A 10,936-nucleotide genomic window follows, 5' to 3' on the forward strand; every position below is an offset into this window, starting at 1 on the left:
GGAACGGGATCACAAGGTGTTGATTTGACCACATTGGGGGCAAGGCGGCTCCAGATCTCTGATCTGCTGAATGATTTCCGCTCCGCTTCACTGTTCTCCATCTCCTCAACCCCGGGCAGCGGTGTCCTGCTCCAGCGGTGCCCGGGCCCACCAGGAGCGCTGCGGGGAAGGGCAGGGGGTGCCACGGCCCTCTACAGCGCTGTAGCCTCAGCGGCGCTGTAGAATGCAGAGGATTCACCGGCTACAGGGTTCCCATTGGATCTGATCCTGAGGATCCGCTCCAGGCGAGCACAGTCCTTGGGGAACCCGCCCTTGGGGAACCGGGATCATCCGCGAATCAGTTCCAGGTTCCCTTCCAGGAATGACCATCTACGTCGGCAATCTGTCCTTCCAGGCTGAACGGGAGGATCTGGTCGATCTCTTCGGCCAGTACGGTGAAGTTCGTCAGTGCAGCCTCCCCCTTGATCGGGAAACCGGCCGCAAGCGCGGTTTCGCCTTCGTTGAGCTCGCCGACGATGCCTCGGAACAGAAGGCCATTGACGATCTCCAGGATGTGGAGTGGATGGGCCGGATGATCCGGGTCAACAAGGCCAGCCCCCGCGAACGGGGGGGTGGGAGCAACCGTGGCGGCGGTGGCGGCTACGGCGGTGCTGGAAACGCCGGCGGCAACCGTTGGTGAGCCGCTTCGGGGACGCTCCCCCGCGTCCGTCGCCCCGGCCCCGGATCCCCAACCCGTCAACGTCCCGATCCACCCTGTCCCGGCTGCTCACCTCCCTGGGCCCCCATCGGCGGCAGGTGGTGCTGGCCTCGGTCTGTTCCGTCCTGAACAAGCTGTTCGACCTGGCACCGCCCGTGCTGATCGGCCTGGCGGTGGATGTGGTGGTGCGCCAGCAGGATTCATGGCTCACCGTGCTCGGGGTCAGCTCCGTGCCCGGCCAGCTCACCCTGCTGGCGGTGCTCTCGTTCCTGATCTGGAGCTCTGAATCCCTGTTTGAGTACCTGTACGGCGTGCTCTGGCGCAACCTGGCCCAGACCGTGCAGCACGAGTTGCGGCTTGAGGCCTACGACCATCTCCAGCACCTGGAGATGGCGTTCTTTGAGGCGGGCAGCAGCGGCCGCCTGATGGCCATCCTCAACGACGACATCAATCAGCTCGAGCGATTTCTCGACCATGGGGCGAATGAGCTGATGCAGCTGGTCACCACGGTGCTGGCGGTTGGTGCGGCCATGGCGGTCCTCTCCCCCAGCGTGGCCGGTGTGGCGATCCTGCCGATCCCGGTGATTCTGGTGGGGTCCCTGATGTTCCAGAAACGTCTGGCCCCCCGCTACCGGGAGGTGCGGGAGCGCGCCGGAGATCTCAACAGCAGCCTGGCCAACAATCTGGGCGGCATGCTCACGATCAAGAGCTATGCGGCCGAGGCCTGGGAGCTGGAACGGTTGCGGGGGGAAAGCGACGCCTACCGATCCAGCAATCGTCGGGCCATCCGCCTCTCGGCCGCCTTCATTCCCCTGATCCGCTTTGCCATTTTGTTCGCCTTCCTGGCGATCCTGGTGATCGGGGGTCTGCAGGCCTGGCAAGGGGTGATCGCCGTGGGGGCCTACAGCTTTCTGGTGTTCATCACCCAGCGGCTGCTCTGGCCCCTCACCACCCTGGGCCGCACCTTCGACGACTACCAGCGGGCGATGGCCTCCACCAACCGGGTGCTGGATCTGCTCGAAACTCCGGTGGCGATCCCCAGTGGGTCACGCCCCCTGCCCTTGGCTGGCGTCCGGGGCGCCCTGGACTTCCGCGGGGTCAGCTTCGGCTACCAGGGCCGTGAGCTGTTGCTGCACGACTTCAATCTCACGATCCCCGCCGGCCACACGATCGGGATCGTGGGGGCCACGGGTTCGGGCAAGAGCACGATCGTGAAACTGCTCCTGCGCCTCTACGAGGTGTCGGCCGGCGAGATCCTGCTCGATGGAATCCCCTTACCGGATCTGCAACTCGTCGACCTGCGCCGGGCCATCGCCCTGGTCAGCCAGGAAGTCTTCCTGTTTCACGGCAGCGTGGCCGAGAACATCGCCTACGGCAGCTTCGGAGCCAGCCAGGTGGCGATCACCCGGGCGGCCGAACTGGCTGAAGCCTCCGGATTCATCGATGCTCTCCCCCAGGGCTACGACACGGTGGTGGGAGAGCGGGGCCAACGGCTGTCCGGCGGCCAGCGTCAGCGGATCGCCCTGGCTCGGGCCATCCTGAAGAATCCCCCCGTGCTCGTGCTTGACGAAGCCACGGCAGCGGTGGACAACGAAACGGAAGCCGCCATTCAGCGATCGCTGGATCTGATCACCGCCGCGCGGACCACCCTGGTGATCGCGCACCGGCTGAGCACCGTCCGCCACGCCGACCGCATCGTGGTGATGGATCAGGGGCGGATCGTGGAGAGTGGCCGGCACGAGGACCTGCTGGCCCGGTCCGGCCCCTACGCCGGCCTGTGGCGGGTCCAGGCCGGCCTGCGCGCCGGAGAAGCGCTCACCCCCTGAATGTTCCAGCATGGGGGTGGCGTGATCTGCGGCACCAGGAGCCGGCAGTCACCCCGCGATGGTCCTGATGTCCGGTCCTACCCAGCTGCTTCCGAACCACCGAGGAGATCTGCTCGAGCTGCCCGTGCTGCAGTTGCAGCCGACCCAGTTGTGCGTGGGGCTGGCGGAAGTGCGGGCCCGCTCCGGGGATTTCAGACGGGAGTCCGTGGCCGAACGCCGCCGTTACCTGCGCACCCGCCCGGTCCCCGTGGCGGTCAGCAGCGCGGGGGAGCACTGGATGATCGACCGCCATCACCGACTTCGCTCCCTGCTGGAGGTGGACCCGAACGCCACGGCCTTCTGTTCCGTGGTGCTCGAGCTGAAGGGCGCCAGCCGTGGCCACTGCCTGGAGGAACTCAACCGGCGGGGTTGGTTGTACCTGCTCGATGCCCAAGGCCAGGGCCCCCACCCCCCGGAGCGACTGCCCAGCCGGTTGGATTCGCTGGAGGACGACCCGTACCGCAGCCTCGTCTGGAAGCTGAAGCAGGAGGGCCTGATCCGCTCCCAGCCCCAGGTGCCCTTCCTGGAGTTTCGCTGGGGGGCCTGGCTGCGGCTCCAGCCGTTGCCACCCTTCAGCTCGGAGACGCTCGGCCCGGCCCTGCCCAGGGCCAGGGAGCTGGTCCGGAGCCAGGGACATACCAGCGGGCTGCTGCGGGCCTCCTGAGCGGTCCGCCCCGTTCCTGGTGCCCACCGTCCAGCACCACAACTGGATCCCAGGGGTGGGGCTGGGGTGAAGCAGCGGCAGCAGAATGAAATAAGGTTTCACGATTAGAACCCGGGTTCCCGTTCCAAGACCTCGCCCCGGTCGTCCAGCGTCCATCCCCCCAGCCCACGCTTCAACAGCCTTCCATGGCGAAATCCCCCCGTCCCCGCTTCGGCACCATCCTTCTGGCCATGCTGGCCGGGCTGGGGGGCGGTCTGCTCCTGTCGGCTCCCCTGTCGGGTCTGCTCCATGGGGATCTGATCGCCGAAACCCGCAAACTCACCAATCCGTTCGCCGCCTGGGGCGGCAATGGGGAGGATCTGCTCGTACTGGGCACCGATGTTGGAGGGGGCAACACCGACGTGATGTTCGCCCTTCGGGTGGAGAACGGCACCACCCGCATCATTCAGGTCCCTCGCGACACCTACATCGACTCCGCGCGGTTCGGCGGGGTCAAGGCGAACGCCCTGTATGCCTACGGCGGGGCGGACGCCGTCAAGGAGGAGTTCTCCCAGCGGCTGGGGAGGCCCATCCATAACCATCTGATCGTGAACCTGGGGGCCATCCGTCGCATGGGGGATGTGCTGGGCGGGGTTGAGGTCAACGTGCCCAAGCGGATGTATTACGTCGACAACAGCCAGGGGCTGTACATCGATCTGCAACCCGGCCTGCAGACCCTCAAGGGTCGCGATCTGGAGGGATTCCTCCGCTGGCGTCACGACGAAGCGGGCGATCTCGGCCGGATTGATCGCCAGAAGCTGGTGCTCAGCGCCCTGTTCCGCAAGCTCACCCGGCCCGAGAACCTGGTCAGGCTGCCCAGCCTGCTGGCCGCCGGCGGTCAGGATCTGGAAACCAACCTGGGCCCGATGCAGATCGGGGGTCTGATCACGGCCATGGCGGCCACCACCCTCGATACCGAACGGCTTGATGGCCGCCCCTTCGACCAGAACGGCATCAGCTACTGGGAAGCCGACTGGCCTTCGGCGACGGTGGAAGCCAGCACCACCTCCGCGGGTGAGTCCGACCGCTACCGATTCCTGTTCTGAGCCGCCACCAGGTCAGCCGCCAGGGCCCCAGCCATCGGCAGGGCCGTGCCATAGGGCGCGCTGAATCCCGTGAAAGTCCATAGACCCTCCGCGCCCACCACGGCTCCCACGAGGGGCCTGTGGTCAGTGCAGAACGCCACGGGTCCCTGCTGGTAGGCCCCTTCGAGCCGGCCCAGGCGAGGATCGAGCTGCTCCAGGCCCTGCCGCAGTCGGTGCTCCATCAGTGTCGGATCGGGCGGCGGAGCCTCGATCGGATCACTGGGCACCAGGGTGATCTGGCCGGCCAGGGCTCCCTCTCCCCAGGGGGCCAGCCCGGGGTCGACGATCCAGCCGTGGTGATCGCGATCGACTGCTCCGGCTTCGAGGGCGGGGCGAGACCAGTTGCGGGGCAGCACGATCCGGCCGCGCCGCACCTGCTCGAGCCACGGCAGGCCGCCGGGGAGCCGCTCCAGCCGCAGTACGCCCGCCCAGCTGTGGCGGAGGCGCGAGGGCAGGCCGGGCCAGAGGGTACGGCAGAACGCCCCTGCCGCCAGCACCACCTGGCCGGCCGCCAGCTCCCCCCCGTCCCCGCGAGGGGGCATCGGGCCAAGGCTGAGCGTCCAGCCCCCACCCCGGCGAGGCTGAAGGTTCGTCACCTGCACCTCCAGACGCCTCACGCCGCCAGCCTGCAGGGCCCTGGGCACGGCCTCAAGGAAGCCGCCGCCATCGACGCGTCCCGCCGGCCGGATGGCCGTGAGCCAGGCGAGCGCGGCCGGGTGGAGCCGAGGCCAGGTCGTTGTCAGGGAGCCGGGCCGGGCGGAGCCCCAACCGTGAAGCACCACCTGGCTCGGGTGAAATCCAAGGGGGCCATGGCGGCGTTCGAGTTCCCGCCAGGCGCGACAGGCGGAGCGACCCTGCATGCCGCCGTAGCTCAGCCCGGTGGCCGACGGGAGGCTGGCTGAGGCCGGTCCCACCAGGGTCGGGGCCTGGCCCCGATCGACCAGCGCCAGAGCCAGCAGCGATCCGGCCAGACCGGCTCCGACCACCACCACCGGGAAATCAGAGCCGGAGGCGTCCTCCGCCATCGCTCAGATCTGGAGGGTGAACGAGGTGATGACGCGATGGAACAGCTCCTTCACCTTCGGCCAGCGCACTTCGTTGGTGCTGGCGGCCAGGGTGTATAGACGGCCCCGATCCACCACCACCGTGGCCAGCTCATGGCGATCCCGGTCCGCCAGGTGGACGGCGTACTCCAGGTCATAGAAGGTCTGGCCACCGGCATGACGTTCCACCGCCTCCACCAGATCGGCTCCCCGGCCGCTGCCCTCCGGCGCGATCACAATGCGCCGAAGCTTCTCCCCCACGGCCACGGCGCCGCCCAGGGATTCGAGTTCATTGGTGGGCGTCACATCGGAGATCACCAGGCTGAGCGTCTCGTCGCTGTTGATCAGGTCGTGGAAGACCACCTGTGGACCACCACTCACCGCCACCCGGGTCCATCCGGTGGGATAGAGGAAGGCGTAGCGCCCATCCGGGCTCTGGAACGAATTCAGCCCGCCTGCCACGGCGCTGCAGCCCGTGACACCCCCCAGCATCAGGGCGACGGCGATCAGCAGGGCCAGCAGGCTCCGCGGCGCCGGACGACGGGGGGACGGAAACGGACGCTGCGCCATGGACTGCCGAGCAAGCGGATGGGGCGCCGAGGCACCGGCGTCATTCTTGCCTGCCAGCTCCAAAGGCCTTCCCGTCCGTTCATCGCCAAGCGGGAGGGGCTCCTAGATTCCGCCCAGTTGCGGGGACCCCCTGAGCGGCTTCACCAGGCCCCTGGCCCGGCTGATCGATCAGTTTGAGCGTCTGCCGGGCATCGGACCCCGCACCGCCCAGCGGCTGGCCCTGCATCTGCTGCGTCAGCCCGAGGAGCAGATCCGCGCCTTCGCCGACGCCCTGCTGGCCGCCCGCACCCAGGTGGGCCAGTGCCGATCCTGCTTTCACCTTTCGGCGGAACCGCTCTGTGAGTTCTGTCGCAACGAGGACCGCTCCAATGGTCAGCTCTGCGTGGTGGCCGATTCCCGGGATCTGCTGGCCCTGGAGCGCACCCGGGAATACAGGGGCCGCTATCACGTGCTCGGTGGGTTGATCTCCCCGATGGATGGGGTCGGTCCGGAACTGCTCCAGATTCCACCGTTGGTGGCCCGGGTCGACCGGGAGGGAACCCGGGAAGTGATCCTGGCCCTGACCCCGAGCGTGGAGGGGGACACCACCAGCCTCTATCTGGCCCGGCTGTTGCGGCCGTTCACGCTGGTGAGCCGGATCGCCTACGGCCTGCCGGTGGGGGGCGAACTGGAGTACGCCGATGAAGTCACCCTGGCCCGTGCCCTGGAGGGCCGGCGCACCATGGAGTGAGCAAGCCCAAGCCCATGACCCGTCTCCCCAGCCAGCGGTCCGCCCACCCACTGCCGCAGGAGCGTCTGCCGGACTGGCTGCGCCGACCCATCGGCCAGGTGTCCCAGCTGGAGCGCGTGCAGGGGGTGGTCAAGGGACAGCGCCTGCACACGATCTGTGAGGAGGGTCGCTGCCCCAACCGTGCTGAGTGCTATGCCTCCGGCACGGCCACCTTTCTGCTAGGTGGACCGATCTGCACCCGCAGCTGTGCCTTCTGCCAGGTGGACAAGGGTCAGGCCCCCGTTCCAGTCGATGCCGGAGAAGCGGAGCGGGTGGCCGAAGCCGTGGAGCAGCTGGGCCTGCGCTATGTGGTGCTGACCGCAGTGGCCCGTGATGACCTGGCTGACCAGGGCGCCAGCCTGTTCACCACCACCATGGCCGCCATGCGCCGCAGGCAGCCCCAGATCGCCATCGAGGTGCTCACTCCGGATTTCTGGGGCGGACACCGGGGCGAGGCCGACGGGCTGGTGGCCCAGCGGCACCGGTTGGAGACCGTGCTCGCCGCCCAGCCAGTGTGTTTCAACCACAACCTCGAAACGGTGCGGCGGCTCCAGGGGGTCGTGCGCCGAGGGGCCACCTACCACCGTTCGCTGGGGCTGCTGGCCACCGCCAGGGAGCTGGCCCCCGCGATTCCGACCAAATCGGGACTGATGCTGGGCCTGGGCGAAGACCAGGAGGAGGTGGTGGAGGCGCTCCAGGACCTCCGGACCGCCGGCTGTCAGCGCCTCACCCTGGGTCAGTATCTGCGCCCCTCCCTGGCCCATCTGCCGGTGGCGCGCTACTGGGAGCCCGATGCCTTCGAACGGCTCGGCACGATCGCCCGGACGATGGGCTTCGAGCAGGTTCGCAGCGGACCGCTGGTGCGCAGCAGTTACCACGCCGGCACCGGGAGCCCATGAACCCCTGGTCGGCGATCTCGATCGCTCGACCGTGGGGAGGCGCGGCCCTGGCTGCGGCGGCCCTGGTGTTCACGGCCGGGATCGCCAGGGGAGAGAGCGAAGAGCTCACCGTCCAGGTGCTCTCGATCGGGGATGGAGACACGATCACGGTGCGCCGCAGCCAGCAGCGGTTCACGGTGCGGCTGGCCTGCATCGACGCCCCGGAGATGGCCCAGAGTCCCCATGGCGCCGCCGCCCGCCAGGCCCTGCAGGCCAGGGTGCGCCTCGGCCAGACGGTGCGGATCCGGCCCCAGACCACCGACCGCTTCGGCCGCACCGTGGCGGAGGTGATCGCCGGGGTGAACGTGAACCTGGCCCTGGTGGAGTCCGGCATGGTCTTCGTCTACCGCCAGTATCTGGGCGGTTGTGATGCCCAGGCCTATCTCGGGGCCGAGACGCGGGCCAGCAGGCAACGCCTGGGGGTGTGGCACAGCGCGGCTGGCATCACCAGACCCTGGGACTTTCGCCGGAACCGCTCCACGGCCAGGCCCGCTGCCCCAGGTGGAGGAGCACCCGCCCGGCGGCGCTATCGCTGCAAGGAACTCTCCTTCCAGCAGGCCCAGCTGTTGCTGCGCCAGGGCCATCGCTATCTCGACCGCAACGGCGATGGGCAGGCCTGTGACAGCCGGGGCTGAGGGCACCCCATGCGACCAGCGGCCAGCCCTCCCACCCGTTGGAGGCGTCCGCCCAGCCTCGGCTGCTGCAGGGATCACCGGGCTGCCGATCTAGTGGAGAACTCCGAGAGGACTGGCGAGGAAGGACATTGGAGAAACTGCCTCCAGCCAGGGAGAACTGCACGCCACTCCGGGTGAGTTGAGCCCCGCCATCGGAGAGCTGAATCAGATTGTCGCCCCGGAGGGTGCGTTCCCGGGGATGGATGGACTCCCCTGCTGGGAACAGATCGAGAATGGGGGTTCCACTGCGACTTCCACGATTCATCCAGAGGGAGTCCCAACCATCCGCATCGGGGACGGTGTCCGAGAGCATGATCTCCCGGCGATGACAGGGTCGCCCTGGTGGTCCTCCGGGATGCCCCTGGGACTCCAGTTCCAGAGCACGGTTCTGTCCGAGGTGTCATCGCGCGAGCGCGGATCATCGCGCGTGGAACCTGCCTGGCCTTGAAGCACAGGATCTTGAATCCTGGAACCAGCGGTGCCCACGGGATCAGCCGAACCGACCCGCCACACGGCCAGGCCGGCACGCTCCTGGGGCACGCCGCCATGCCGACTCCCGGCAACAGGGCTCGCCTGGATCACGGATCATTCTTCAGATCCCAGCCATCTCCCCTTCCACCCGGGCCGGCCGCGGCGCCAGGAGGGCGGGGCCCCGATCTGGGATCAGGGCGGAAGGGTCCGCTGCGCAGTGCCGATCGCCCGGGGCCCCAGCGCGGTCCGGGATCGACCGGAACGGCGAGGGGACTCCTACCTTGAAGCTCCCTCCTCCCGCTGCCGATGCCGGCCCTGGCCCTGCCTCCCGAGGCCTATCTGTGGTTCAAGACCCTGCACATCGTCGGCGTGGTGGTCTGGTTCGCCGGGTTGTTCTATCTGGTGCGGCTGTTCATCTACCACGTGGAGGCCGATGTCCTCGAGGAACCATTCCGGGGCGCCTTCCGGGCCCAGTACGCCGTGATGGAACGGCGCCTGGCCAACATCATCACCACCCCCGGCATGGTGGTGGCCGTGCTGATGGCGGTGGGTCTGCTGATCGCCGAACCGCTCTGGCTGAAACAGGGCTGGATGCACGCCAAGCTGGCCGTGGTGCTGGCCCTGCTCACCTATCACGGGTTCTGCTACCGGCTGATGGGTCAGCTGCGGGAGGGGACCTGCCGCTGGAGCGGTCGCCAGCTGCGCGCGCTCAACGAACTTCCCACTCTGATGCTGGTGCTGGTGGTGATGCTGGTGGTGTTCAAGGGCCAGTTCCCCACCGGGGCCGCCACCTGGTTCCTCGTGGCGCTGGTGGTGGCGATGGCCGCTTCGATTCAGTTCTATGCCCGCTGGCGGCGCCTGCGTGGTGAACGGGAGGCCCTGGCCGGTGGCACCTGATCACCCCCTGGTTCCCGTGCTGCGGGAGGTGCATCCCTCCAGCTGCCCCGAGCGGCTGAACTTCCACTGCCATACCACCTGCAGTGATGGCAGCCTCCGGCCCGAACTCCTGGCCGAGCAGGCGATCAGCCTGGGCCTGGAGCATTTCGCCGTCACCGACCACCACAGCACCGAGGCCCACTCCGCCCTCCAGGCCAGGCTGGATCTGGAGAAGACCCGCGGCGCCAGCATCCCGACCCTCTGGAGCGGCGTGGAGATCAGTTGCCTGCTGGACGGTTGCCTGGTGCATGTGCTCGCCCTCGGATTCCAGCCCGGCCACCCGTCCCTGTCGCCCTATCTCACCGGATCCGCGGCAGTGGGCCCGGCCCTGCGGGCAGGGGCCGTGAGGGAGGCCATCCATACCGCCGGCGGTCTGGCGCTGCTGGCCCATCCCGCCCGCTACCGGCGTCCCTCCCGGGAGCTGATCGCCTCGGCTGCCGCGCTCGGCTTTGATGGCGCCGAGGCCTTCTACGACTACGGGCAGGGTCAGCGCTGGCAGCCGACACCCCTGGTCTGCGACGCGATCGCCAGCCAGCTCCAGGAGCTTGGATTGCTGCTCAGTTGCGGCACCGATACTCATGGCCTCGGCCTGGGTGGCCGCTAGGCTGGATTACAGGTTTCCGTTTCCTGACCATGGGTCTGCTCGATCGTCTGCTCGGCAACCGCTCCGAGGGGTCCTTCTCCTCCAAGCCCGCCAAGGACAAGGCATCGCCGGCCAAGAAGGAGGACACCATCTACCTCGACCCCGATACGTCGAGCAGCCTGGGCGACACGACATTCATGCGTCGGTCCAACACCATCCGCCACACCTTCCCCGGCAACCTCGATAACCCCGGTGACAAGGAGATGGTCCAGGAGGTCGCCTCCATGAACGCCAGGCTCGAGAGAGCCACCGCCGGCCTGCCCTCTGTGGCGGCTCCGGAGGCCACCCCCAGCCTCACCGGTGGCGTGCCCAAACCCGTCAAGAAGACCTTCGTCGAGAAGATGAGTGCCGCCGAACTGGGCCAGCGGCTTCGGGGCGCCGCCGTGAGCGGCGTCAATGCGCCGGGCAGCCCCGCCGGCTCCCGCACCGCCCCCAGCGGGGCGGAGGGTCAGCCCAAGCTGGGCCAGCAACCCGCCAAACCGGGCGCGATCGATGCCTTCAAGGACATGGCCCGGGATCTCAACACCTGAGCCGGGCCCCAG

The 10,936-nt window shown here is 68.3% G+C and carries 12 protein-coding genes; 10 read left to right on the forward strand and 2 right to left on the reverse strand.

The genetic code is table 11. The annotated features are described in order from the left end of the window. Positions 1-361: 361 nt before the first annotated feature. From ACWJI7_RS11340 to ACWJI7_RS11355, 4 genes are all read left to right on the forward strand, one after another. A complete protein-coding gene (locus tag ACWJI7_RS11340; protein WP_479938049.1) occupies positions 362-679 on the forward strand; it encodes an RNA recognition motif domain-containing protein in 318 nt (105 codons plus the stop codon). Positions 680-723: 44 nt separating this feature from the next. Then, a complete protein-coding gene (locus tag ACWJI7_RS11345) occupies positions 724-2,523 on the forward strand; it encodes an ABC transporter ATP-binding protein (RefSeq protein ID WP_479938134.1) in 1,800 nt (599 codons plus the stop codon). 67 nt (positions 2,524-2,590) lie between these two features. Further along, on the forward strand, positions 2,591-3,226 hold the full coding sequence (locus ACWJI7_RS11350) for a ParB-like protein (RefSeq protein WP_479938051.1): 636 nt from the start codon (positions 2,591-2,593) through the stop codon (positions 3,224-3,226). A gap of 185 nt (positions 3,227-3,411) precedes the next feature. After that, a complete protein-coding gene (locus ACWJI7_RS11355) occupies positions 3,412-4,311 on the forward strand; it encodes an LCP family protein (protein ID WP_479938053.1) in 900 nt (299 codons plus the stop codon). Here ACWJI7_RS11355 and ACWJI7_RS11360 read toward each other — a convergent pair. Together ACWJI7_RS11360 and psbP are read right to left on the reverse strand one after the other, a co-directional pair. Then, positions 4,293-5,375: an FAD-dependent oxidoreductase gene (locus ACWJI7_RS11360; protein ID WP_479938055.1), complete on the reverse strand. Its 1,083-nt coding sequence runs from the start codon at positions 5,373-5,375 to the stop codon at positions 4,293-4,295. The two genes, ACWJI7_RS11355 and ACWJI7_RS11360, sit on opposite strands and share 19 nt — an antisense overlap. Positions 5,376-5,378: 3 nt before the next feature. Continuing rightward, positions 5,379-5,963 carry a photosystem II reaction center PsbP gene (gene psbP, locus ACWJI7_RS11365; RefSeq protein ID WP_479938057.1) on the reverse strand — a complete coding sequence of 195 codons (585 nt, stop codon included), beginning with the start codon at positions 5,961-5,963 and terminating at the stop codon, positions 5,379-5,381. Positions 5,964-6,123: 160 nt separating this feature from the next. On the opposite strand from psbP, the gene recR reads away from it, so the two are divergent. The 6 genes from recR to ACWJI7_RS11395 all read left to right on the forward strand — a co-directional run bounded on the left by recR (position 6,124) and on the right by ACWJI7_RS11395 (position 10,924). Then, positions 6,124-6,693: a recombination mediator RecR gene (gene recR, locus ACWJI7_RS11370; protein WP_479938135.1), complete on the forward strand. Its 570-nt coding sequence runs from the start codon at positions 6,124-6,126 to the stop codon at positions 6,691-6,693. 14 nt (positions 6,694-6,707) lie between these two features. Continuing rightward, entirely contained in the window at positions 6,708-7,631 is a 924-nt protein-coding gene (lipA, locus tag ACWJI7_RS11375; protein ID WP_479938059.1) for a lipoyl synthase, read from the forward strand. Further along, positions 7,628-8,305 carry a thermonuclease family protein gene (locus ACWJI7_RS11380; protein WP_479938061.1) on the forward strand — a complete coding sequence of 226 codons (678 nt, stop codon included), beginning with the start codon at positions 7,628-7,630 and terminating at the stop codon, positions 8,303-8,305. The genes lipA and ACWJI7_RS11380 overlap by 4 nt, the downstream gene beginning before the upstream one ends. 816 nt (positions 8,306-9,121) lie before the next feature. Further along, entirely contained in the window at positions 9,122-9,712 is a 591-nt protein-coding gene (gene hemJ, locus ACWJI7_RS11385; RefSeq protein WP_479938063.1) for a protoporphyrinogen oxidase HemJ, read from the forward strand. Continuing rightward, entirely contained in the window at positions 9,657-10,355 is a 699-nt protein-coding gene (locus ACWJI7_RS11390) for a PHP domain-containing protein (RefSeq protein ID WP_479938065.1), read from the forward strand. Before hemJ ends, ACWJI7_RS11390 begins: the two co-directional genes overlap by 56 nt. A gap of 29 nt (positions 10,356-10,384) precedes the next feature. Continuing rightward, on the forward strand, positions 10,385-10,924 hold the full coding sequence (locus ACWJI7_RS11395; protein ID WP_479938067.1) for a hypothetical protein: 540 nt from the start codon (positions 10,385-10,387) through the stop codon (positions 10,922-10,924). Positions 10,925-10,936 lie beyond the last annotated feature (12 nt).

The organism is Cryptocyanus atlanticus LEGE 06306 (genome assembly GCF_056633155.1).

Excerpts from the sequence above, each read along its gene's own strand:
- ACWJI7_RS11360 (WP_479938055.1), bottom strand. The coding sequence starts at position 5,375 with ATGGCGGAGGACGCCTCCGGCTCTGATTTCCCGGTGGTGGTGGTCGGA.
- psbP (WP_479938057.1), bottom strand. The coding sequence starts at position 5,963 with ATGGCGCAGCGTCCGTTTCCGTCCCCCCGTCGTCCGGCGCCGCGGAGC.
- ACWJI7_RS11350 (WP_479938051.1), top strand. The coding sequence starts at position 2,591 with ATGTCCGGTCCTACCCAGCTGCTTCCGAACCACCGAGGAGATCTGCTC.
- ACWJI7_RS11380 (WP_479938061.1), top strand. The coding sequence starts at position 7,628 with ATGAACCCCTGGTCGGCGATCTCGATCGCTCGACCGTGGGGAGGCGCG.
- lipA (WP_479938059.1), top strand. The coding sequence starts at position 6,708 with ATGACCCGTCTCCCCAGCCAGCGGTCCGCCCACCCACTGCCGCAGGAG.
- ACWJI7_RS11395 (WP_479938067.1), top strand. The coding sequence starts at position 10,385 with ATGGGTCTGCTCGATCGTCTGCTCGGCAACCGCTCCGAGGGGTCCTTC.
- ACWJI7_RS11355 (WP_479938053.1), top strand. The coding sequence starts at position 3,412 with ATGGCGAAATCCCCCCGTCCCCGCTTCGGCACCATCCTTCTGGCCATG.
- hemJ (WP_479938063.1), top strand. The coding sequence starts at position 9,122 with ATGCCGGCCCTGGCCCTGCCTCCCGAGGCCTATCTGTGGTTCAAGACC.
- ACWJI7_RS11340 (WP_479938049.1), top strand. The coding sequence starts at position 362 with ATGACCATCTACGTCGGCAATCTGTCCTTCCAGGCTGAACGGGAGGAT.
- ACWJI7_RS11390 (WP_479938065.1), top strand. The coding sequence starts at position 9,657 with ATGCCCGCTGGCGGCGCCTGCGTGGTGAACGGGAGGCCCTGGCCGGTG.